The sequence below is a fragment of the Pseudomonas sp. SH10-3B genome (genome assembly GCF_019891415.1).
Taxonomy (GTDB): Bacteria; Pseudomonadota; Gammaproteobacteria; order Pseudomonadales; family Pseudomonadaceae; genus Aquipseudomonas.
In genome coordinates, this window is the sequence record NZ_JAFLXD010000011.1 from 63825 (window position 1) to 87345 (window position 23521).

Annotated in this window: 21 protein-coding genes, 1 pseudogene and 1 riboswitch; of the genes and pseudogenes, 6 read left to right on the forward strand and 16 right to left on the reverse strand. The window is 61.5% G+C overall.

Translation table 11 applies throughout. The features are described from left to right. Positions 1–65: 65 nt before the first annotated feature. Positions 66–171, reverse strand: a riboswitch (TPP riboswitch). A 196-nt stretch (positions 172–367) separates the two neighbouring features. Then, positions 368–1810 (forward strand): TolC family outer membrane protein, encoded by a 1443-nt coding sequence (locus tag J1G35_RS11260; protein WP_053139330.1) that lies wholly within the window; start codon positions 368–370, stop codon positions 1808–1810. A gap of 62 nt (positions 1811–1872) precedes the next feature. On the opposite strand, the gene waaA is transcribed toward J1G35_RS11260, so the two are convergent. Beyond that, positions 1873–3150, reverse strand: coding sequence for a lipid IV(A) 3-deoxy-D-manno-octulosonic acid transferase (gene waaA, locus J1G35_RS11265; RefSeq protein ID WP_223014993.1), 1278 nt, complete (start codon positions 3148–3150; stop codon positions 1873–1875). Positions 3151–3173: 23 nt separating this feature from the next. Next, on the reverse strand, positions 3174–4064 hold the full coding sequence (locus J1G35_RS11270) for a LysR family transcriptional regulator (protein ID WP_053139326.1): 891 nt from the start codon (positions 4062–4064) through the stop codon (positions 3174–3176). A 102-nt stretch (positions 4065–4166) separates the two neighbouring features. On the opposite strand from J1G35_RS11270, the gene J1G35_RS11275 reads away from it, so the two are divergent. The 4 genes from J1G35_RS11275 to J1G35_RS11290 all read left to right on the forward strand — a co-directional run bounded on the left by J1G35_RS11275 (position 4167) and on the right by J1G35_RS11290 (position 7608). Further along, complete coding sequence (locus tag J1G35_RS11275) at positions 4167–4502, forward strand: multidrug efflux SMR transporter (protein WP_027604927.1); 336 nt, start codon at positions 4167–4169, stop codon at positions 4500–4502. Positions 4503–4622: 120 nt separating this feature from the next. Next, positions 4623–5798 carry an FAD-dependent oxidoreductase gene (locus tag J1G35_RS11280; protein WP_223014994.1) on the forward strand — a complete coding sequence of 392 codons (1176 nt, stop codon included), beginning with the start codon at positions 4623–4625 and terminating at the stop codon, positions 5796–5798. Beyond that, complete coding sequence (locus J1G35_RS11285) at positions 5795–6607, forward strand: aldo/keto reductase (RefSeq protein WP_053139322.1); 813 nt, start codon at positions 5795–5797, stop codon at positions 6605–6607. The genes J1G35_RS11280 and J1G35_RS11285 overlap by 4 nt, the downstream gene beginning before the upstream one ends. Before the next feature lie 41 nt (positions 6608–6648). Then, a complete protein-coding gene (locus J1G35_RS11290) occupies positions 6649–7608 on the forward strand; it encodes a hypothetical protein (RefSeq protein ID WP_053139320.1) in 960 nt (319 codons plus the stop codon). 14 nt (positions 7609–7622) lie between these two features. Here J1G35_RS11290 and J1G35_RS30915 read toward each other — a convergent pair. The 7 genes and pseudogenes from J1G35_RS30915 to J1G35_RS11320 all read right to left on the reverse strand — a co-directional run. Then, a pseudogene (locus tag J1G35_RS30915) lies at positions 7623–7712 on the reverse strand (outer membrane lipoprotein carrier protein LolA); the annotation flags it as partial. A 22-nt stretch (positions 7713–7734) separates the two neighbouring features. Beyond that, positions 7735–8670 (reverse strand): NAD-dependent epimerase/dehydratase family protein, encoded by a 936-nt coding sequence (locus J1G35_RS11295; RefSeq protein ID WP_053139318.1) that lies wholly within the window; start codon positions 8668–8670, stop codon positions 7735–7737. Further along, positions 8663–10087, reverse strand: coding sequence for a bifunctional D-glycero-beta-D-manno-heptose-7-phosphate kinase/D-glycero-beta-D-manno-heptose 1-phosphate adenylyltransferase HldE (hldE, locus tag J1G35_RS11300; RefSeq protein WP_053139316.1), 1425 nt, complete (start codon positions 10085–10087; stop codon positions 8663–8665). Before hldE ends, J1G35_RS11295 begins: the two co-directional genes overlap by 8 nt. 103 nt (positions 10088–10190) lie before the next feature. Next, complete coding sequence (gene cysC, locus J1G35_RS11305; protein WP_053139314.1) at positions 10191–10799, reverse strand: adenylyl-sulfate kinase; 609 nt, start codon at positions 10797–10799, stop codon at positions 10191–10193. Further along, positions 10792–11496 carry a sulfotransferase family 2 domain-containing protein gene (locus tag J1G35_RS11310; protein ID WP_053139311.1) on the reverse strand — a complete coding sequence of 235 codons (705 nt, stop codon included), beginning with the start codon at positions 11494–11496 and terminating at the stop codon, positions 10792–10794. Before J1G35_RS11310 ends, cysC begins: the two co-directional genes overlap by 8 nt. A gap of 152 nt (positions 11497–11648) precedes the next feature. Then, entirely contained in the window at positions 11649–13457 is a 1809-nt protein-coding gene (gene msbA / locus J1G35_RS11315; protein WP_053139309.1) for a lipid A export permease/ATP-binding protein MsbA, read from the reverse strand. A 9-nt stretch (positions 13458–13466) separates the two neighbouring features. Next, the gene (locus J1G35_RS11320; RefSeq protein WP_223014995.1) at positions 13467–14645 is read right to left on the reverse strand and encodes an O-antigen ligase family protein; all 1179 of its coding nucleotides are present in this window, start codon (positions 14643–14645) and stop codon (positions 13467–13469) included. 148 nt (positions 14646–14793) lie between these two features. Here J1G35_RS11320 and J1G35_RS11325 point away from each other — a divergent pair, with 148 nt between their 5' ends. Then, entirely contained in the window at positions 14794–15360 is a 567-nt protein-coding gene (locus J1G35_RS11325; RefSeq protein WP_172681529.1) for a toluene tolerance protein, read from the forward strand. Here the strand turns inward: J1G35_RS11325 and J1G35_RS11330 are convergent. From J1G35_RS11330 to J1G35_RS11360, 7 genes are read right to left on the reverse strand one after another with little or no spacing between them, the layout of a single operon-like run. Further along, positions 15349–16446 (reverse strand): glycosyltransferase, encoded by a 1098-nt coding sequence (locus J1G35_RS11330; protein ID WP_223014996.1) that lies wholly within the window; start codon positions 16444–16446, stop codon positions 15349–15351. The genes J1G35_RS11325 and J1G35_RS11330 overlap by 12 nt on opposite strands. A gap of 38 nt (positions 16447–16484) precedes the next feature. Then, the gene (locus J1G35_RS11335) at positions 16485–17249 is read right to left on the reverse strand and encodes a hypothetical protein (protein ID WP_053139301.1); all 765 of its coding nucleotides are present in this window, start codon (positions 17247–17249) and stop codon (positions 16485–16487) included. 51 nt (positions 17250–17300) lie between these two features. Further along, entirely contained in the window at positions 17301–18257 is a 957-nt protein-coding gene (locus J1G35_RS11340) for a glycosyltransferase (protein ID WP_053139299.1), read from the reverse strand. A gap of 23 nt (positions 18258–18280) precedes the next feature. After that, on the reverse strand, positions 18281–19678 hold the full coding sequence (locus J1G35_RS11345; protein WP_223014997.1) for a PIG-L family deacetylase: 1398 nt from the start codon (positions 19676–19678) through the stop codon (positions 18281–18283). Next, complete coding sequence (locus J1G35_RS11350) at positions 19675–20571, reverse strand: antimicrobial resistance protein Mig-14 (RefSeq protein ID WP_223014998.1); 897 nt, start codon at positions 20569–20571, stop codon at positions 19675–19677. The genes J1G35_RS11345 and J1G35_RS11350 overlap by 4 nt, the downstream gene beginning before the upstream one ends. Continuing rightward, positions 20571–21701, reverse strand: coding sequence for a glycosyltransferase (locus J1G35_RS11355; protein ID WP_223014999.1), 1131 nt, complete (start codon positions 21699–21701; stop codon positions 20571–20573). Before J1G35_RS11355 ends, J1G35_RS11350 begins: the two co-directional genes overlap by 1 nt. Then, a complete protein-coding gene (locus J1G35_RS11360) occupies positions 21685–23442 on the reverse strand; it encodes a carbamoyltransferase (RefSeq protein WP_053139287.1) in 1758 nt (585 codons plus the stop codon). Before J1G35_RS11360 ends, J1G35_RS11355 begins: the two co-directional genes overlap by 17 nt. Positions 23443–23521: the final 79 nt, after the last annotated feature.

Genomic DNA, 23521 nt, shown 5'->3' on the forward strand with positions numbered 1-23521 from the left:
TTGGTGCACGAGGGCTGTTCGAAGGTCGAACAACATCCCGGACGAAGCACAAGAGGACTCGCCGGGGGACGAGAAATCTTGTTCCCTACGCAGGCGTTAACCTGATCAGGTTCAACGGGATCCGGTATTTACCGATCTCAGCCTTCCAACAAGGCACCCCGACAAGAACGCGGCCAGTCTAGACCATGCCGTGGGCAAATTGCCAATAGCGGTGCATTCAGCGTGATGAATGGCGTGATTGCGGGATTGTTGCGCACGGATCTCGCCACTACACTCGGCAACGGCCGCGAGACTTGACGCTAGGGATGACTGGTCTTAGCCTTGGGCCACAAATTATAACCGTAATATTAAATCTAGGGATTGCCTCATGCTGCGCAAACTTTCACTGGCTCTCGCCGTGTCTTGTGCAACCAACGGAATGGTCTGGGCAGCTGAAGCGCCCTTGTCGACCAGAACCGATCTGGTCAGCGTCTATCAGGAAGCTGTAGATAACAACGCCGACCTGGCCGCAGCGCGCGCCCAATACGGCGCACAGAAAGAAGTAGTGCCCCAGGCACGCGCCGGACTCCTCCCGAACCTGTCGGCCGGCGCCGATTCCAACAACGTGCGTAACCAATTCGACCAGCCAGCCACCACGATCAATCGTGATGCGCATTCCTGGCAGGCCACCTTGAGCCAGCCGTTGTTTCGCATCGACCGCTGGTTCCAGTTGCAGGCGGCGCAAGCGGTTAACGAACAGGCGGCCCTGCAACTTTCGGCCACCGAGCAGGACCTGATTCTCAAAAGCGCCGAAAGCTACTTCAGCGTGCTGCGCGCCCAGGACAACCTGGCCACCACCAAGGCTGAAGAAGCGGCGTTCAAGCGTCAGTTGGACCAGGCCAATGAACGTTTCGACGTCGGCCTGTCGGATAAGACCGACGTGCTGCAATCCCAGGCCAGCTACGACACGGCTCGCGCCAATCGGATCGTGGCCCAGCGCCAGGTGGACGACGCCTTTGAAGCGCTGATCACCCTGACCAACCGCCAGTACAATTCGATCCAAGGAATCGTTCACACACTGCCGGTATTACCACCGGCGCCGAATGACGCCAAAGCCTGGGTCGAAACTGCCGGCCGCCAGAACCTCAACTTGCTGGCCAGCAACTACGCAGTCACCGCTGCCGAAGAAACCCTCAAGCAACGCAAGGCCGGCCATGCGCCGACCCTGGATGCGGTGGCGCAATACCAGAAGGGTGATAACGACGCCCTGGGCGCCAGCAACCCCGATGCCTTTGGCCAGGACATCTATCACGGTGATGCGTCGCGCAGGACCATCGGCTTGCAGTTGCGCATTCCGCTGTACAGCGGCGGCCTCACCAACTCCCAAGTGCGTGAATCCTACTCGCGCCTGAGCCAGACCGAGCAGCAACGCGAAGGCCTGCGCCGCCAGGTGGTGGAAAACACCCGCAACTTGCACCGCGCCGTGAACACCGATGTGGAACAGGTGCAGGCGCGCCGCCAGTCGATCATCTCTAACCAGAGTGCGGTGGAAGCCACGGAAATCGGTTACCAGGTGGGTACGCGCAATATCGTCGACGTGCTGGATGCACAGCGCCAGCTGTATTCGTCGGTGCGCAACTACAACAACAGCCGCTACGACTACATTCTCGACAACCTGCGCCTGAAGCAGGCGGCGGGCACCTTGAGCCCAGGGGATCTGCAGGACCTGACGCGCTACCTCAAGGCCGACTACAACCCGGACCGCGACTTCCTGCCACCGGACCTGGCCAAGGCGGCCGCCGAGCAGCTCAAGGCCCGCCCGGGTTATTGAAAACACCATAAAACCAATGTCGGAGGGGGCTTACTCCCTCTCACATTTGGATCGGCGCAGGGTCAGCGAGAGATCAATCGGCCCAACCCATCCAGCAAGCGCTTCAACGCGCCCTGGTTGGCCTGCATCACCTTGAGCCCCGCCTGCGCCATCCTGCGTGCATCCTGCGGCAGTTCGAACAGCTGTCGTACGGCCTCGGCCAGCCCCTGCGCATCATCCACCTCTCGCAACGCACCGGCTTCGCGCATCATCGCGGTGATGTCGAGGAAGTTGAATACGTGCGGCCCCATGATCACAGGCAGGGCCAGCGCTGCCGGTTCCAACGGATTGTGCCCGCCAGTCGCCACCAGGCTACCGCCGACGAAGGCGCTGTCGGCCAGCGCATAAAGAAACAGCAGTTCGCCCATGGTATCGCCAAGCAATACCGAGGTTTGCGCGGTCACCGGCTCGCCGCTGGAGCGACGCACCGTGGCAAACCCTTGTTGACCGCACAGCGCGTACATCGGGCCGAAGCGCTCCTGATGACGCGGCACCAGAATCAACAGCGCGTTGGGGTAGCTTTCGAGCAGTTGCCGGTGAGCCGCAAGCACCACTTCATCTTCGCCTTCGTGGGTACTGGCAGCGATCCACACCGGGCGCTCAGCCGCGCCCCACTGCGCGCGCAGGGCGGCGGCGCGCGCCGGCAGCTCGGGGTCGATGGTCAGGTCGAACTTGATCGAGCCGGTGACCTCGACGGTTTCCGGGCGCGCGCCCAGGCTCAGGAAACGCTGGGCCTCGGTTTGGGTCTGTACCGCGAACAGGCTCATCTGCGACAGCATCGGCGCCGTGAGTTTGGCGAAACGTGCATAGCCCTTGGCCGAGCGTGCCGACAGCCGCGCATTGGCCAAGGCCACCGGAATACCGCGCCGGGCGCAGGCGTGGATATGGTTGGGCCATAACTCGGTTTCCATGATCACCGCCAGCTTGGGCTGCACACGATCAAGAAAACGCTTGGCCGCACAGGGCAAATCGTAGGGCAGGTAGCAATGCTGGATGCGCGGCTCGTTGGCAAACAACGCCTGGATACGCTCGGAACCGGTGGGCGTCATGCAGGTGACCGTGATCGGCAGTTGCGGATAACGCGCCAGCAAGCCGCGAATCATCGGCGCGGCGGCAATGCTTTCGCCCACCGACACGGCATGCACCCAGATCCCGCCCGGCCGCATCACCGGCAAGCCGTAGGAAAAGCGCTCGCCGACGCGCTGGGCATAGGCCGGTGCCTTGCGTGCGCGCAACCATAGACGTAAGGCCACCAACGGCAGCGCCAGGTAAAACAGACAGCTATAGAGAGTTCTATTCATGGCGGCGGAGTTTATCGGCTTTTTCAGTCGATCGCCTGCAAGCACTCGGCAAAACGTTTGGCCAGAAAGCGCGCGGCGGGGCCGAGGTGCTCGTCGCGCCTCCAGACCAACTCCACCACCAGGGCCGGCGGCGTCCATTCGCTGTCCAACTCCACCATCTGTTGTTGATAGGTCGGGTACTGCACGATATGCCGTGGCAGCCACGCCCAGCCCAGGCCGCTCATCAGCCACTCGGCCAACACGTAGAAACTGTCGGCGCGCCACACCAGCGGGCTGGCCGCTTCGCTGCCGGGGTAGACGCTGGTCTGGGTCGACATCAGCAACTGGCGAAACTGGGCCAGGTGCTGGCACGTCACGTACTTTTCCTTGGCGAGCGGGTGGTTCACGCCGCACACGGTGACCATCTCCACGCTGCCAACCACCCGCCGCTCCAATGCCTCGGGGATCTGGTCGTGATAGAACAGCAGGCCCAGGTCGGCCTGGCGCTCCACCAACTTGCGCGCTACATCGCCCTGGGCGGCGCTGGACAACTGCACCTCCAGCAACGGGTATTGCCCGGCCAGTGCCTCAAGGCTGTCGAGCACCGGCTGGAACAACATGGCCTCGTCCTGGGCCAGGCGCAGGCAGGCTTCTTCACCGCGGGTCAGTGACAGCGCCCGGCCATTGAGCCGTTCACACTGGCGCAGCACTTCCCGCGCCTCCTCCAGCAACACGCTGCCGGCTGCGGTCAGGCGCGGCTGGCGGCCGCTGCTACGCTCGAACAGGCTCACGCCGAGGTCCGCCTCCAGCATGGCAATGCCGTTGCTGACCGCCGACTGCGCCTTGCGCTGCTGGCGCGCCACCGCCGAAAACGAACACTGCTCGGCGACGCTGACAAACAGGCGCATCTGCTCCAGATTCCACTGCACGCTCATGGCTCAACCCATCTTTATTTCGGATAGGTAATGACTTTACCCCATCTGAGAAAACTCTAGAATGCCGGCCTTATCAGATTGCTCTACACCGAGGACTCACCCATGAACGCCGCTTACTGCTACCTGGCCATTGCCATCTGCTCGGAAGTGATCGCCACCGTTTCCATGAAAGCCATCAAGGGCTGGAGCACCCCCATCCCGCTGTTGCTGGTGATCGTCGGCTACGGCGTGGCATTCTGGATGCTGACCCTGGTGGTGCGTACCGTACCGGTGGGCGTGGCCTATGCCGTGTGGGCCGGGATGGGCATCGTGATGGTCAGTATTGCGGCGCTGTTTATCTACGGGCAGAAGCTCGACGTGCCGGCGATGCTGGGGATGGGCCTGATTGTGCTGGGCGTGGTGGTTATCCAGCTGTTCTCGAAAACCGCCGGGCATTGAGTGCTCACTTGAACCTCAATTGAATCCACCATTCGCCGCCTCGCCAAAGCTCGACAGCGCCTACGGTGTGCATGGCGTGAGAATGTATACTTGCGGCCTTGTTTAGAAATGAGGTCGCCCATGCCATCCGTTATTTCCACCGACGTGTTGATTGTCGGCGCCGGAGTTGCCGGCCTCTGGCTGAATGCGCGCCTGCGCCGCCAGGGTTTTTCCACGGTGCTGGTGGAAAACGCCACATTAGGTGGCGGGCAAAGCGTGAAGTCCCAGGGGATCATTCACGGCGGTGCGAAGTACGCGCTGCACGGCGCCCTCACCGGCGCCTCCGAAGCGATTGCCGATATGCCGCGCCGCTGGCGTGAAGCCCTGGCCGGTGAAGGTGAGCTGGACCTGTCCGGCGTGCGCCTGCTATCACAAGCCCATTACCTGTGGTCCCCTGGCACGCTCGCCGGCAACCTCACCAGCTTTTTCGCCAGCAAGGCCGTGCGCGGCCGTGTCGACCAAGTCAAGGGCGACGACCTGCCGCCCGCCCTGCAAGACCGCCGCTTCAAGGGCAAGGTCTATCGCCTCGCCGAACTGGTGGTGGACGTACCCAGCCTGATTGAACGTCTCGCGCAGCTGGCCGGCGATGGCTTGCTCGCCGGGCAACACATCGAACCGCTGCTGGAAGGCAACAATCTGGTGGGTTTGAACGTGGATGGCCGCGAGATCCGCGCCCAGCGCATCGTCTTGAGCGCCGGCGGTGGTACCGCTGATCTGCTGGCCGCCCTCGGCCTCAGCCAGCCGGCCATGCAAAAACGCCCGCTGCACATGATCATCGCCAAAGGCCCTGGCTTGAAGCCGCTGTACGCCCACTGCCTGGGCGGCGGCACCAAGCCACGCATCACTGTTACCACGCATCCCGCCGCCGATGGCAATTGGGTGTGGTACATGGGCGGCGACATTGCCGAGGCCGATGGCGTGGCACGTACGCCGCAAGAACAGATCGCCACCGCCCAGAAAGAGCTGGCGCAACTGCTGCCCTGGATCGATATGAGCCAAACCCAGTGGGCTACCTTGCGCGTCGAGCGTGCCGAGCCCCTGCAATCAGGCCTGAGTCGCCCCGACAACGCCTTTGTCGCCGAAGAAGGCCGCCTGCTGGTGGGCTGGCCGACCAAGCTGGCGTTAGCGCCGGACTTCGCCGATCGAGTGATCAACAGCCTCGAACGCGACGGCATCCGCCCAAGCGCCTCAGCCCCCCTGCCCGACCTGCCAAAACCCGCCATCGGCGTACCCGCCTGGGAGCAACTGTTGCCATGAGCCTGCCGACCTTGCACGACCTGCACCGCCCCTTGGGCAGCACCGGCCTGCTGGTGTCGCCACTCGGCCTGGGTACCGTCAAGCTCGGCCGTGACCAAGGCGTGAAGTACCCCAGCGGTTTCACCATTCCCGATGATGACGAAGCGCGGATGCTGTTGCGCCAGGCCCGCCAGCTGGGCATCAACCTGATCGATACCGCGCCCGCCTACGGACGCAGCGAAGAACGCCTGGGGCCGCTGTTGCGCGGCCAGCGCAAGGATTGGGTGATCGTCAGCAAGGTCGGCGAAGAGTTCGAAGAGGGCCTGTCCCATCACGATTTCAGCGCGGCCCATACCCGGATGTCGATCGAGCGCAGCTTGAAACGACTTGAAACGGATTTTATCGATCTGGTACTGGTGCACTCCGATGGCAACGACCTGCATATCCTCAACGATTGCGAGGTGTACCAGACCCTGGCGCAGTTGAAGCAAGAGGGCAAGATTCGCGGCTTCGGCTTCTCCGGCAAAACCGTCGAAGGCGGCGTGAAGGCTCTGGAACAAGGTGATTGCGCGATGGTCACCTACAATCTGAACGAACAGACCGAGAAAGCCGTCATTGATTATGCAGCGGCCCATGGCAAGGGGATCCTGGTGAAAAAGGCCCTGGCCAGCGGCCACGTGTGCCTGGAGCCTGGAATGGATCCAATTCGCGCCAGTTTCACGTTGTTGTTTGCGCAAACGGGTGTCGCCAGTGCTATTGTCGGGACCATTAATCCGCTGCACCTGGCCCATAACGTGGCGACCGCTGCCCAAGTCATTCGTCAACTCTGATGCCGCCGACGCGGCCGACCCCGTCGCAAGAAGGAGCCGACATGCCGCGAACGCTCATAAGAAAAAACCCCAGCAACTTCAAAACACTGCCGCTGCACGTCGAAGCCACCCCCGAAGGCCTGAGCTACCAGAGCGTGGGCATGCCGCTCAACTTCGCCCAGACCCTGCAGCGCCGCAAACCGGTAGAAGTCCCGGATGCCGAACGCTTCGCCCTGGAGCTGGCCAACCTCGGCGTGTCGGTGCGCCTGACCCTGCATTGGCAAAACAAGGATTACTGGGTACTGGTGCGCCAACGTCGCCAGGACCGTGGCGACGTGGTGCTCAAGCTGATCTCAGGCTACGTCCCCGCCCACGAACTGAACCTGCCGCTGCACACCGCCATCCAGGAGATTGCCGAGGAATGCCTGCTGGAGACCCCGGAAGGCTGGCTCGGCGGGCGCTTCAACGACACGTGGCTGCCGGCCCCCTACTCCGCCGCGCTGCATTACCGCGAAGCCTTGCCGTTTCGCTTGAGCCCTTTGTCTGGCGCCGCACGCCCGGTACGTTGCGCGACCACCCAACTGATCGAGCGCCCACGGGCCTATGTGCATGTACCGACCGCGTCGCTGCAACTGATTTATGACCTGCGCCTGGAAGTCCCGAAGGAAGCCAAATCCCTGAGCCTGTTCCATGTGGACGAGCGCTTGGAAGGCGACCAACTGGTGGCACGCCTGGACCGCCAGCGTCCGGACCTGTACCTGATGCCATTGAAAGACGGCCAGCCGCTCGCCGAGTTGTACACGGTCAAGAAGGACCAACTGTACCCAGCCAGCACCCGCGGCCTCTACCTGGCAGAAAGCTTCGCCCAGCAGGAAGGCTGGCTGGTGCGCGATGAGCGCATTCGCTGGAAGGATTGGGTCCGGCAGCAAGGCCTGGCGGAGCCTGAGAAAGAGTCGAAACTCAAACGCCTGGCGCAACGCATGCTGCGCAAGATCGTGCCGAAGAAAAAAGCCAGCCGCTGAGGGCTGGCATCGATAACGGTAGGAGCGAGCTTGCTCGCGAAAAACGCAAGGGCGCCGCTTTTAATCAGGATACCCGCGTTATCGTTGACGAACTTCGCGAGCAAGCTCGCTCCTACAGGTGAACAGTCAGCCCTTGAGCAACCGCGCCAGGCCCACCTTCAACGGAGTAGGCTCAGGCAGTTTGAAACTGGCCAACAACCGCTGGTTATTCGCCCGCGAATGCCGAATGTCTCCTGACCGCGCCGGCCCATACGTCACAGCAGGCAACGACCCGACTGCCTCTTCCAGCGCCTGCAGCACCTGCTTGAGGGTAGTGGTGCGATTCCAGCCCACGTTGATCGCACCCAACGGTGCTTGCGGGGCTTCGATGGCCTGCACCAGCACATCCACCAAGTCTTCCACGTACATGAAATCACGGGTTTGCTCGCCATCGCCGAATACGGCAATCGGCACACCCTGCTGGGCACGCTCGCAGAAGATACTGATCACCCCGGAGTACGGCGAGGAAGGATCCTGGCGCGGCCCGAAGATATTGAAGAAGCGGAAGATCACCGGTTCCAGGCCATGCTGGCGACGGTAGAAGTCGAAGTAATGCTCACCGGCCAACTTGTCGGACGCATAGGGCGTCAACGGCGCCTTGGTGGTCTCTTCGTCAATCGAAGCGCCTTCGCCGTTGTTGCCATACACCGCAGCGCTGGACGCGAACACCACCCGCTTGACGCCCGCCTGGCGCATCGCTTCGCAGACGTTCAGCGTACCGACGAAGTTGCTCTGGTGCGTGCTGACCGGATCATCCACCGAGGCCTGCACGGAAGCCACCGCCGCCAGATGCACGACTGCCGCAGCGCCCATGGCGGCACGCGCTACCAGTTGCGCATCGGCAACATCGCCTTCAAGCAGTTCGACACGAGGATTGTCCAACGGCAGGTTGCTGCGCTTACCCGTGGACAGGTTATCCAGCACCCGTACCGCGTAGCCCTTGGCAAGCAGCGCATCGACCAGGTGCGAGCCAATAAAGCCCGCGCCCCCCGTGATCAAGACCCACTTTTGAGCCTTACTCATTATTGCGGATCTTATCGACGATGGCGGTGGTCGAGCTGTTTTCAACCAGGCCCAGCACTTTGACCTTGCCGCCGTAGGCGCTGACGATCTCGGCGCCGACCACTTGGTCGACGGAGTAGTCGCCGCCCTTGACCAGCACGTCCGGCTTGACCTGGGCCAGCAGGTTTTCCGGGGTCGCTTCAGGGAAGCTGATCACCCAGTCCACCGCGCCCAATCCAGCCAATACCGCCATGCGTCGGTCGACGCTGTTGATCGGACGGCCAGGGCCTTTCAGACGGCTGACCGAAGCATCATCGTTGACCGCGACGATCAGGCGATCGCCTTGGGCACGAGCCTGCTCCAGGTAAGTCACATGACCGGCATGCAGGATGTCGAAGCAACCATTGGTAAACACGATGCTTTCGTTGTGAGCACGGGCATCGTCAATCGCCAGCAGCAATTGTTCGATGCTCAGCACCCCACGCTCGGAACCTTCGGAGCGCTGGATCGCCCGGCGCAGCTCAGGGGCGCTGATAGCAGCGGTACCCAGCTTGCCGACCACGATGCCCGCCGCCAGATTGGCCAGGGCTACCGCGTGGGGCAGCTCTTCGCCAGCAGCAATGGAGGCGGCCAGGGTGGAAATCACCGTGTCACCGGCGCCGGTCACGTCGAACACTTCACGGGCACGTGCCGGCAGGTGCATCGCCGGGTGATCCGGACGCAGCAGGGTCATGCCGTGCTCACCACGGGTCACCAGCAAGGCGCCCAGGTCGAGGTCGGCCATGAGCGCCGCGCCCTTGGTCACCAGTTCGTGCTCATCGGCGCAGCCGCCAACGATGGCTTCGAACTCGCTGAGGTTAGGCGTGATCAGGCTGGCTCCGCGATAAATCGAGAAGTCCTTGCCCTTGGGATCGGCCAATACCGGGATGTTCCGCGCCTTGGCGGCCTGGATCAGTTCCTGGTGGTTCTTCAGGGCGCCTTTGCCGTAGTCGGACAACACCAGCACCTTGACACCTTCGAGCAGTTCGTCGACCTGGCCACTGAGAGCCAAAGCGTCGGTGGCGAAGGGTTCTTCAAAATCGATACGCAGCAATTGCTGGTGACGGCTCATGACCCGCAGCTTGACGATGGTCGGCTGGTGGGCAATGCGCTGGAACAACGCACGCACGCCGGCACCGCGCAGGCTGTTGGACAGGCTGTCGGCGGCTTCGTCGTCGCCGGTCACACCCACCAGGGAGGCCGGGGCGCCGAGGGCGGCAATATTGAGGGCAACGTTGGCAGCGCCACCTGGACGGTCTTCGATTTGCTCGACCTTGACTACCGGTACCGGCGCCTCAGGGGAAATCCGTGAGGTACCGCCATGCCAGTAACGGTCGAGCATGACATCGCCGACCACCAAGACAGGGGCTTGATCGAATCGCGGCATGGACAACTTCATGGAGCAACCCACATACAAAATGAACAGGGGCGCGATATTAGCACAGGGTGAGCGCCGCCTAGTTCCAGAGCTTTATCCGCGATGCATCAGCCGGGAAAACTGCTCACTTTTTAAACAGAACCGCCAGGATATGCTCAACCGCGGCGTCCAGCTCGACCTCGTCGGTGTTGATTTCGCAGTCAGCCGCAAACGGTGCCTCATAGGGGCTGTCCAGTCCGGTGAAGGACTTGATGCGCCCGTCCAGTGCCGCGCGGTACAAGCCCTTGGGATCACGCCGGGCACACACGTCAAAGGGTGTGCTGACGTAAATCTCAAAGAATTGCTCTGGCCCAAACAGAGCCCTGGCGGTCGCCCGGTCGACGCTGAACGGCGAGATCGCCGAAACAATGACGATCAGGCCCGCGTCCACCATCAGCCGCGCCACTTCGCCAATACGCCGGATATTTTCCTTGCGCGCCGCATCACCCATGCCCAGGTCATTGCACAGGCCCGCGCGCAGATTATCGCCATCGAGCACGTAGGTGTGCCGCCCCTGCTCGTTGAGCTGCACTTCCAGGGCGTTGGCCAGGGTCGACTTGCCGGACCCGGACAGCCCCGTCAGCCATAGACAGCACGGCTGCTGGTGCTTGAGCGCCGCCCGTGCGGCCACCGACAACGACAGTGCAAAGGGACGGATGGCAGTGCAACCGCCGGCGAGCAACTGGCTATTCATAGCCCAATACCTCGTAGTCACGTTGATAGGCACGCCGGACCAGACGCCGCGTGCGCGAGGAGCAAAAGTCCCTGACCGGCTCGTTGCGACGGCCCAGTGAAACATTCAGATGTGGCAGGGATGAGTCCACGCCGAGGCGTTCGCACAGGTGCTGGAAGTCTTGCTGCAAAGACTCCTGGCGCCCGAGAAAGTCCATGGCCATTTGGCCCATGTGATCGACCAGGAAGTCGGTCTGGGGAGCAAAGTGCAATTGCCGCCGCAGGTTGTCCGGGTGCAGCCAGCCGGCGACGAAATGGTCGAAGTCGCGGTAGCTGGAAACCAGCGACTGGGCTTGCAGGTCGCGAGCGCCCATATGATTGCCGCGCAAGTAGGTATAAGCCGAGTAAGCGCGCTCCAGAGGGTCGCGTACGAAAGCAAATTTGAAGCTGCGCTCGCAGTGTTGGGGAAATTGCTGCTCATACCAGTAATACGGCAAGTGCCCGGGCCAGCGCCCATCGAGCAGTGCCGAGCACACGCTGCTGCCGGCGCATTTGGGCACATGGATGAATATGCACTGGTGACGCTCGAAGGCCGGGTTAAGCGTTGCCACCCCAGACAGGGACTTGTTCACCGCCTGGCGATCCACCACCGACAAACGCCCCAGCAGAAACACCCTCTGGTGCTTGGGAAGCAGCTTCCACAGTAGACGTTGCAACATTCCAATACCCACGCAAGAAGGTTAGCCCTCTCGTTCGTCATTCGAATCGAGAAGGCCAACATAACAAACGACAGGCGCTGGATTATTTGGCTTTGGTCAAGGGTGTAAGCGGCTCGATACAAATCACGGGGCGCATTGCACGCCCCGGCGCATCAGGTGATGTTGTTCGCCACCGGCTCGTCCAGCCCCATGGCGTGCAGGCGCGAGTAATAGCCGCCCTTGGCCAGCAGCTCGACATGCGTACCACGCTCGACAATTTCACCGTGGTCCATCACCAGAATCAGGTCGGCTTTCTCGATGGTGGACAAGCGGTGCGCAATCACCAGGGTGGTACGGCCTTTCATGACCTTGTCCAGTGCGGCCTGGATGTGCCGCTCGGATTCGGTATCCAGGGCCGAAGTCGCCTCATCGAGGATCAGCAGCGGGGCATTTTTCAGCAGGGCCCGGGCGATTGCCAGGCGCTGACGTTGACCACCGGAAAGCAGCACGCCGTTTTCACCGACTTCGGTGTCCAGGCCTTTTGGCAGCTCGGAAATGAAGTCCATGGCGTAGGCGTCAGCGGCAGCTTTCTCGATGTCGGCACGCGGCGCATCGGCCAGGTCACCGTAAGCGATGTTGTTGGCCACGGTGTCGTTGAACAAGGTCACATGCTGGGTCACCTGGGCCACGTGCCGACGCAGGTTGCGCAAGCGATAGTCTTCGATCTCGACTTCGTCCAGCAGGATTTCCCCGGTTTCGTGATGGTAGAAACGCGGGATCAGGCTGGCCAGGGTTGACTTGCCGCTGCCCGAACGCCCGACCAGGGCGATCATCTGCCCAGGCGCTGCGCTGAAGCTGATGTTCTTGAGCACCTCACGCTCCGCGCCTGGGTAGGTGAAGCTCAGGTTGCGTACGTCCAGGCGACCGCTGACGCGATCACGCTCCACAGTGCCGCTGTCGACTTCGGGCTCTTCATCCAGCTGTTCGAAGATGCTCTCGGCACCGGCTACACCTTTCTGGATCGTCGAGCTGACTTCCGACAGTTGGCGAATCGGCTTGGGCAGCAGGCCCGCCGCAGTAATGTAGGCCACCAGGTCACCTGCCGTGGCTTCACCGCGCAGCAGCAGCACCAGGAACATCAACGCGGCCATGGCCGTGTAGATGACCAACTGCAACATCGGCGTGTAGACCGCGCCGGTCTTGTTCATACGCAGTTGCTTGTCGGTGTTGCCCTGGCTGGCAGCGGCAAAGCGGCGCTCTTCGTAGCCTTCGCCACCGAAGCTGCGCACTACGCGGTAGCCCTGGATGGTCTCGGAGGCGACGTGGGTCACGTCGCCCATTGCGACCTGGATCTTCTTGCTCTGCTTGCGGAATTTCTTGCTGGTGCTGCCGACCATGATGGCGATCAGCGGCAGGATTGCCAGCATCACCAGGGTCAGTTTCCAGTTCATCCACAGCAGGTAGCCGAACAGGAACACCACCGTCAGGCCTTCGCGGATCACCACCTTGATTGCATCCGTGGCCGCACCGGTCACCATGGTCACGTTGAAGGTGATACGGGAAATCAGGTGCCCGGAGTTATGGGTATCGAAATAGCGGTTAGGCAACACCAACAGTTTGTTGAACAACTGGACCCGCAGGTCGTGTACCAGCCCCAGGGAAACCTTGGCCAGGTAGTAGTTGCCCAGGAAAGAGCCCAGGCCCTGCCACGCGGCGATCAGGATGATCAGCAGCGGCACGGCCATCAGCAACTTCAGGTCCTTGAACAACGGGATCTTGGGCAGGAACACCACATCGGGGTTGCTCAAGCCATCCACGAAGTACTTGAGAATCCCCGCGAGCATTGGCTGGGTCGAAGCGAAGATCACGAAGCCCACGATACTCAGCAGGAACATGCCGAGGTACGGTTTCACATAGCCCAGCAGCCGGAGATAAATTTTCAGGCTGGATTCCTGGTCCGCTTTGGGCGGTGCGTCACTCATGTGTCGAGCTCACTGATTGGGTAGGACGCGAACTTTATCACACGCGTCAGGTTTGGCCCGAGCCCAGACCAAAACACTGGCCAGCGCAATCGGCAGCCAGGAGATAAACCACTCGGCCCGTGGCGTGCCGGTCAGGCTGGCGGCGTCGAACTGCATGGCCAGGAATGAAAACACCCACATACCGATGATGCCCTTGCCGTAGAGGGTGTCGCGGGCCTTCCAGGCCTGCCACAGCACACCGAACCACAGGCCGCACCACAGCAGCAGGCCCGGCAGGCCCAGCTCGATACTCACGTGAGTGAACAGGTTGTGGGAGTGATCAAAAAAGAGGTTATCGGCAAATACCTTGTAATCCCCGCCCAGCCCCAGGCCAGTCCAAGGGCGCTCGCTGATCATTTGCAGGGCGGCCATGAAAATCTGCGGGCGGTAAGACACGCCACGGGCCAGCATCAGCGATTGCATGGCGAAGAACACTGCCAGCGCCGCGATGACCGCGCCAATCGCAAGCACTGCGCTACGGCGGTCACGGCACCAGGCGGGCATGGCCACCACCGTCAGCAACAAGGCCAGTGCGGCACCACGGCTTTGGCTTAACACCACGAAGAGCCCGAGCAGCCCGACGGCCAGCACCCAACCCACTTGCATCCAGCGCCCACGGGGAACCCAGTGCAGCAGCCACACAGCAGCGAGGCCAATCACATAGGCGCCCAGGATCGGATGGCCCAATTGGCCCAGGCCAGCGAGGCGAGCGGTCCAGAGATTATGCTCAACGCCATAGAACTTGATGATTGCCACCAGCGAGGACAGCGCCAGGCCAAGGCCGCCCCACTGCATCACACGAATGACGCGCTCAGTCTGCCCACAGGCAAACACCGGAAAAAACAGCAGGAACACACCGATATACAGCAGGCGCTTGGCCTCGCGGGACGGGTCTTCGACATTGGTCCACAACAGGCTGATCAAGCCCCAGACGGCGAGCGCAGCGACCATCAGGCACAGCCAGCGCTGTTCGCGCCAGACCTCCTTGAGACGCTCACGCGCCGACCAGGCAAACACCATTGCCGGCAACCACAGAAACAGCGTCAAGCCTTGTTGATAGATCTTATTGGTCGGCGCGAAGGCAATAGCCAACAAAAACCAAAGTAACCCGAAAACCATCCATACCTGCGCCCAACGACTTGCTTGCATCACCCGCTCCTGAATACGTTCAACCCGCCAACCCGGCATGGTTAAAACCCAAAACTTTCGGCATTATTACCGATCACTGTGCCCGCGACTCCCACAAGGCTTTCCGACGATGCAATGTTCAAGGCTTTCCCAAGCCGATTTAACCGCGATGATTGAAGGTGCCAAAATCCTCGAAAAGGACAGCTATGGCCCCAAAGTCTACCTGCTGACCGACGGGAATATCCTCAAACTGTTTCGCCGCAAGCGCCTGTTCTCGTCCGCGTTGTTTCGTCCGTACTCCAAGCGTTTCATCGACAACGTGGCGCAGTTGCAACAGCGTGGCATCCCGACCATGACCGTGCTTGCGTTCTTTCAACTGACAGCGCCCGGCATGACCGCCGTACTCTACCGCCCCCTGCCGGGCGAAACGCTGCGCCAGATTTCCAACCGCGAAGGGTTCGACTGGCACACCAACCTCGACCCGCTGGTGGCCCTTATTCGCCGCCTGCATGGCGCGGGTATCTACTTCCGTTCGTTGCACCTGGGCAACATTGTCGTGACACCCGACAATCAAATGGGCCTGATCGACGTAGCCGACATGCGCTTCCTGCGCGCGCCCTTGAACCCGGAACTGGCGCGGCGCAACCTGCAACACTTCGCGCGTTATATTGCGCGCGAGAAGCTGAACGAACGCTTTCCAATGCAAGCACTGGAACAAGCGTTGTCAGCGGCATGAGAACAGCCGCCGGGTGGTTTCAGTGAAGTCGTTCCAGGCTTGCTCCGGCGCCAACGCCTGCGACTGAGCCTCGACAACCTGCGCGCCGGAGCTCACGAAGGCGCGCGTCAGGAGGTCACCCCAGGCCGCAGTGCTGTCGGCAGGCGCGTACCAGCCGGCATCCCCCAGCTGTTCGCGAAACACCGCCAACTCGCTGGTAAGCACGGGCACACCGGCCATCACCGCCTCTTGCAGGATCAGCCCCAAGCCCTCTTCCGTCGACGGAATGGCCACCCAGTCAAACGCCCGATACAGGGTCGCCGCATCAGGAAGATGCCCCGGCAAGGACACCTTGCCACGCAAGCCAAGCGCCTCGATGCGCGCTTCAAGCCCAGGCCTCGCGGGCCCTTCGCCGAGAATCACCAGGCGCGCATCCGGCTGATCGACCGTGGTACCGGCAAAGGCCTCCAGCAAACAGGCAAACCCCTTGCCGTCTACCAGTCGACCTACCGCACCCACCACCGGTGAGCCCTCCAACGGCAATCCCAGACGGGATCGGGCCTGCTCGCGGGAAAGCGCGGCGGCGCGAAAAACCGTAGGGTCGAAGGCACTGCGCAGCACCGCCACGGGCCGCTGCAGGTAACGTTCAAGGCCGCTGGCGAGGGTTTGCGACACCGCAGTCAGCGTCAATTGCGACGCCGGGAACTGCTCGAAAAGCTTCTGATCAGCTTTGCGCAAACGCGTGACCCCATGAAAAATCACCACGGCCCGCACCTGCGGCAGGTGCTTGAGCACCGGCAAAAGTACCCGCGCAACACCGATGCCATCCAGCAGCACAACCTGCACATCCTCAGGCAGGGCCTTCTTGAAACGCGCACGCAGCCAAGGCATCAGCCACTTCCACAGGTGCCGACCCTTGAGCCTGGCAGATGAGAGGTTCCATTCGACGGCCTGTTCAACCAGGCCATCGCTCCCGACCACGCTGCCTTGAAGCAACCAGGTGTGAACCGCTGCATCGCTGTCGGCGTGGGACAATATTTGCTGATGAACCTTCTGCACCGAAGCGAATGCAGAGCCACCAGCCCACATGATGTTGAGAATACTCATCGAAAAAACCTTATGGGTGTTGGTGCGGCTCGTCGTACTTACCGATGGATCAACCAACCGATACCGACCCCCAGGATCAGCATGACTGCCAGTTTGACCCGTTCTCTCCGCTTGCGCCGCGCTTTGGTCAAGCGCTCCTCTGCCGTGGCCACATGCAGGCCGAAGCCAGTGTGCAAAACGGCATCGCCTTCGAGGGTAACGGCGGCCAGGTTCAACTGCGCGTAACGCCTGGAAAGCCCCTTCTCACCCTCGAACTCGGCATAGGGCGCACATAACCAATATTCCTTGATACGCCGCAGGCCCGGGTTCAGTGAGAACCCCTGCCACTCAGGCTTATCGGACAGCAAGGGATAACAAGGCACCCCACCCACCACCTCACGCGCCCCCAGATGGATATAAGGGCTGTGCACCTGCAAATCGTAGACGTAATTACGCAGCCAGACTTGGAGAATATCGGGGCGCTGCTCCAGAACCGTCTTGGAGTCTTCGACAAAACCGGGTCGATAAAATGCCCAATCATCTTCGCAATGGAATATGTACGGGGTTTTGACCAACCCATAGGCCAGATCGATGGATGCCAATTGCCCCAGCTTCGGGCGGTTGATCAAGAACGTGCAATGACTGAGCCAATGCTCAGGAATCGCCAGGCGCACCGCGTCATCGCCAGAGTCCTCGGTAATGAAGACTTCGCGGATGTCCGCCGTATTGAACAGATCGAAGCTCGCGAGCGTGCGCTTCAACAAATCGAAGCGACCACAACTGGTCACCACGAGCGTTATATCGCTTAGAGCGGAGAATTGCATTCAAGCCTCAACAATATCATAAGGCCACTATTTGCAGCCACCTGGCAGATCTCACACGCCCAGTTTCAAGCGCAACCTTTCCAGCAAACTCAACGGTGCTCGAGGCCGCAGCGGCGGCTTGAGCACCTCAACGATGCGCTGGCCGATGCGTGCAAAGCTGAACTGGCTGACCGCGAGGTCTTGCCCGTTGCGCGCAATCTCGGCTGCCAGCTGAGGGTTGGATCGCAACAAGGCGAGTTTTTCCTGCAACTGGGGAATGTCTTTGTAGAACACCACATTGACCATGTCCTGGAAGCCAAGCGCTTGGTTTTCCGCAGCGCCTTGGTCAAACGCCAGCAGCACGCAACCACAGGCCATGGCTTCGAAGTTCTTGATCATGTACTCGCCCATGCCCACGTCGGCACTGACGAAAAAGCGAATCCGGTTGAGGGTCGCGCAATACTCCTCACCCGATTTGGTGCGCGTGACCACCAGCGGCTCAACGCGGGCCAACTCATCGAGCAACGCCTTGCGACCGCTATAGGCCACGCTGTTGGTGCTGCCGACAAACGCCAGCTCTATGTCGCGCTCCAGGCCCTGGGCCTGCAACAGCGCCTGATCGTAGCCCTTGGGCACGAACACCGCATCGAAACCTTCCGCGCGCAGGCGCTCGGTCACCATATGGCCCGAGCTGATCACCCGTGCCCACGGCAAGCGGCGGTAATGGGCGCTGAACTTGCCGGTGTATTTGCAAGGAATGTAATTCTGGTAGGCGTCGTGCTCGAGGATCACCAGGTTCGGGATCGTACGGATAAACCCGGCCTGGCGAATTTCCTGTTTGAACCGCAGGAAGAACACGATGCGGTCATAACGGCTCACGTCGACTTCGCGCCTGAAGTAAGCGCGCAGGTTGCGCTGCTCAGCACTGCTCAGCCAGCGGGTATCACACTCGCAGTGCTGGGCAATGCCTTCGTACAAGCGATCCAGAATGGCGCGTTGTTCTTTTTGCACCAGAAACAAAACTTTCATGACCTTCCCTTTTACAAATGCCGTCACAAGCGCCAGAACAACTCATGCCGTCGTACGGCCTTGCGGAAAAATTCGTTTTCACCATAGGGCGAGCGCGCCCGACCCGCCAAGACCCGCTGCAGCCAGCGCCGCACACGGCGCTTGAACGGAGGGGCAGGTTGCAGGTCATGCATCATGCCCAGCGCCATGGCCTTGTCGCGCTGCTGGGCCAGCGTCAGCGACAGGCTGCACGGCCACAGTTCCAACGTGTCATCGAACAGCGGCGGCAGGGCAATACCGGCGCCCGCATCGCCCATGGGCCAGCGGTCGTTGTCATGCAGGTGGTTGGCGTAACCGAGCACGGTGTTCGGTTGCCATTCCAAGCCTTGCAGGGCTTCGATCACCGCTTGCTGCGCGCAGATATGGTCTGGATGGGGATCCAGGATCGGATGAGGCAACACGATCACTTCAGGGCGTGCCGTCAACAGCACTTGGCGCAAGTCAGCGAGCAGGTTGTTCCAGGTCGGCAGGCCATCGTGGTCGGCTGGCAACGGGAAGGGGTTGAATTGGCGAAACAGGCGAATGTCCGACAGCTCAGCTTCGCGTGAAGCCACAGGCTGATCAGGCGCAGCCCGCATCGCCGCCAGTTGCAGGCAGAAGTACCCCAGCTGTACACAGTGCGCCTGTGGCACCCCGGCCCAAAGCGGCACGGCAATGCTGTCCCAGGCGCGCAGGCGCCCTTTGATCCGCGAGGCTTCAACCGGGTCCAGGCCCATGTGCTGATAGTGCTCGGCTTCGATTTCACCGGCGGTGAGGGTCACGATCCACGGCTTGTCGGCCTCGCTGTAAAGGCCGAAGGCAGCCAATTCGGCATCGTCGGCGTGCGGCGCGATCACCATCACCCGCTGCGCCGCATAATCCGGCGTGCCCCAGGCCCACAGCCGAGGGGCGCCCTGCACACTGCAAAAACGCCCGCGCAAACGCAGCTCACCGGACATCAGGGCCGGCGCCCAGCCACTGAGGTTCAGATAACGGACGCCATTTACACCGCGCTCGAAAGCCTGCCGGTCTGTGTTGTCGCCAGCCGAAATCTCCACCACAGGGTCGAGAAAACGTCCCAGCCAATTGCTCTTGACCTTGATAGCCAACACCAACGTCGCATTGGCTTGCAGCGGCGTATCCATGCGCAGCCGGCCACCGTCGAAGCGAACCCCGGCCACCTCGGCATCCACCGAAAAACGGTATTTATAATCTTCGTTAGGCGCATAAAACAGATGGTCGGCAAACCATGCCTCATGGGCGACCCAGGCCAGCACACCGAGCACCAACGGTAACCACCAAGCCACCCAGATGCCAATCACCACCAGCAACAGCAGGCCGATCAGCAAGCCGACCCGTTTATTGCGCCGATGGCGCTTGAGTAACTGCTGTTTGCGGCTCATACGGTCAGCACCGGCACAGGGTTGCACCAACGGTCCTTGTACTCGCGGTCGGCACGCCCGAAGGAGAACCGCAGCGGCTTGCCAACTTCACGCGCCTGTTCCCAGGCACTCTGGGTATTGAGGAAACTCAAGACACTGCCCGGACTGAATGCACGGGTTTCAGGGTCGACACCACCGTTGACGTACTCCACGCTGATCCACTCCGGCGACTCGACCCGGTACACCAACTGGATAGCGATGGGCGCGTCATTGAGGAAAATCACCGAGCCGATCAGCCATTCGCGCAACAGCTCGATCACCTCGGCCATTCGCTCGGCGCCCGTGGCGACAAAGCCCCAGCGACGCAGGAACAGATCGCAGTAGATCGCGGCCAATTCCTCGCTGGAAAACTCGCTCACCGACCGCACCACACCACCGGCTTCTTCCAGCAAGCGCAGTTCGCGACGCTGGTTGTAGCGGAACTTCTTCGACAGTTCTTCCGGTGTACGGGCCATGGCCAATTGTTCGGCCTGGGGCTTGAGGCCGCTGAAACGGCCTTCATTCAGGGCCGACAGGTAGCGGGCGCGGTGCCGCAAGGGCGCTTGGGCTTGAGGCGCGGCGGGCAGGATCAACTCGGCGTTACCCAGGTCGAACAGGCCTTTTTTGCCGCGTTGCTTGAGCACATCCTTGGACAAGGCCAGGTCCCGCCCCCAGGTCGCGATGCACGCCTGAAGCTCGCCGCCCTGCTCCCAGGCCAGGTAGCGCACCGGGATATCGGCCAGCCCGGCCAAACGCTCGATCACTTGCGGGTGGGTCGCGACACTGCCGCCAAAACGCTGCCAGGCATCGCTGTAGACGGGCGCGTCGACGACGGACCAGCCACGCTCGCGCCAGCCTTGGAATCGATTGAGCATCAAGCCCCCGCGGTCAGTTCAATAACGTGCGGCAATTGCCAGAAGGTATCGCGTACCGCCTGATCCGAGAAACGCTCGCGCAGGCGCGCCAGCATCATCTCGGCGCACTGCCGTTGCTGGTGTTGATCCATCGCTGCCAGGTGCCGCAGCCCCTGGGCGAGGTGTTCGGCATCGCCGAAGGGAAACAGGATCCCCACGCCCTCGACCACTTCCTTCGCGCCGCCACAGGCCGTAGCCAGCAGCGGTACGCCGGCCGCCATGGCTTCCAGCAGCACCATGCCAAAGGGTTCGTGGTCGGAGCTCAGGGCAAACACATCGAATGCCTGGAAGTACCGGCGCGCATCCGGCACCTGGCCGAGGAACAGCACCTTGTCGGCAATGCCCAGCTCCCGTGCGAGTGCCTTGAGGTCTTGCTCCAGGCGCCCGCTGCCGAGGATCGCCAGACGGCTTTCGGCCGGCAGATGCGCCTGCGCCAGGGCAAAGCCCTTGAGCAGCGTGGCCTGGTCCTTGTCCGGGTGCAGGCGACCGACATTGCCGACCACCCATTCATCCGGTGACAAACCCAATGCATCGCGCGCCTCATGTGCAGGCACCTGAATGCGTTGCAAGGCATCGACGTCGATGCGGTTATACAGCGTCTGGATACGGGCGGCGGGCCAGGCCGGCAGGCAGCGGCGCATGTCATCGCGCACCGCATCGGAAACGCCCAGCAGGCTCAAGCGTTTGCGGAAAAACCCGGCAAACAGCTTGCGGCTGCGGCGCTGGTAATCACCAAAGGCGTGATGCACGCCGATCACCGGCAACCGTGTGCCGAGCAAGGCGATATAGATCGGTTTGAAACGGTGGGCGATACAAAAATTGAAGTTGCGCGACGCGACGATCTTGCGCAGCTCACGGATGGCGCCCAGCTTCAGGCCACGAATGGCCTTTGAGCTGAACTCCATGAACAACACTTCATCGGACGCACAACCGGCGGCGACCTCAGGGTCGGCGACCCCGGTGAGAAACACCGTGGTCACCTTGTAGCCGGAGCCTGCGAACAAACTGGCGTACTGCCGCGCGCAGTCCAGGAACGGCCCGTCATAGCCATGGCAGAACTGCAGGACGTGGCGTTCAGCCGAGCGCGTCATAAGGGTCCACGCCGTCTTTGACGACCAGGATGTCTTCCATGATCAGGTACTGCAGGTCGGAGCCGAAGAACATGTTCAGCGCGTCGGTCGGCGAGCAGATCATCGCTTCGCCACGACGGTTGAGCGAGGTGTTCAGGGACACGCCGTTGCCGGTCAGTACTTCCAGCTCTTTCATCATGTCGTAATAGCGCGGGTTGTATTCGCGCTTGAGCACCTGGGCGCGGGAGGTGCCATCTTCATGGACCACTTCCGGCACGCGGGTCTTCCACTCTTCCGACACTTCAAAAGTGAAGGTCATGAACGGCGCCGGGTGATCGACCTTGATCATCTGCGGGGCCACGGTGTCGAGCATCGACGGGCAGAAAGGCCTCCAGCGCTCGCGGAACTTGATCTGGTGGTTGATGCGGTCAGCCACGCCGGTCGCACTTGGGCAACCGATGATCGAACGACCGCCCAGGGCGCGCGGGCCAAACTCCATGCGGCCCTGGAACCAGGCCACCGGGTTGCCGTCGACCATGATCTTGGCGATGCGCGCAGGCATGTTCTCGATCTTGCGCCAGTTCGGCTTGCTCTCATGCTTGGCGCACGCGGCAATCACGTCTTCGTTGCTGTAGGACGGGCCGAGGTAGACGTGTTCCATCTTCTCAACCGGTACACCACGGGCGTGGGACACGTAAGCGGCGGCACCGACAGCGGTACCGGCATCGCCGGACGCCGGCTGCACGAACAGCTCTTTCACGTCGTCACGGGCAATGATCTTCTGGTTCAGCTTGACGTTCAGTGCACAGCCGCCGGCGAAGGCCAGCTTGCCGGTGTCCTTGAGGATGTCGCCCAGGTAGTGGTCGATCATCTGCAGGGCCAGCTTTTCGAACAGCGCCTGCATGCTGGCGGCGTAGTGGATGTAGGGCTCGTCGGCGATGTCGCCTTCGCGCTTGGGACCCAGCCACTCGATGAGTTTCGGCGAGAAGTAGAAACCCTTGCCCTTCTCTTTATAACGGCGCAGGCCGATGACGTTGGCGTAGTCGGTGTTGATCACCAGCTCGCCGTTTTCAAACGAGGCCAGGCGCGAGAAATCGTACTTGCTGGCATCGCCGTACGGCGCCATGCCCATGACCTTGAACTCACCGTCGAGCATCTCGAAACCGAGGAACTCGGTGATCGCGCCGTACAGGCCGCCAAGGGAGTCCGGATCGTAGAATTCCTTGATCTTGTGGATCTTGCCGTTCTCGCCGTAGCCGAAGAACGTGGTGGCGTACTCACCCTTGCCGTCGATCCCGAGGATCGCGGTCTTCTCTTGGAAGCCGGAGCAGTGGTAGGCGCTGGAAGCGTGGGCCAGGTGGTGTTCAACCGGTTCGATCTTGATTTTCTTCGGATCGAAGCCCAGTTGTTCCAGGCACCAGACGATCTTGTTGCGGTAGCGCTTGTAGCGACGGTTGCCCATCAGGATCGCGTCGAGTGCGCGGTCCGGGGCGTACCAGTAACGCTTGGCGTAGTGCCAGCGCGCCTCGCCGAACAGGCTGATCGGGGCGAACGGAATCGCCACCACATCAACGTCGGAAGGCTTGATGCCGGCCTGTTCCAGGCAGAACTTCGCCGACTCGTAGGGCATGCGGTTCTTTGCATGTTTGTCGCGCACGAAGCGCTCTTCTTCGGCGGCCGCGATCAGCTTGCCGTCGATATACAAGGCTGCGGAAGGATCATGGCTAAGGGCGCCGGACAGGCCAAGAATCGTCAATGCCACAGGGGTCTAGCCTCTTTTAGTCTGCATGCAGGCGGGTTGCGCCTGAAAAAAGTGTGCTTCCCGACTGGGCAGGAAACAG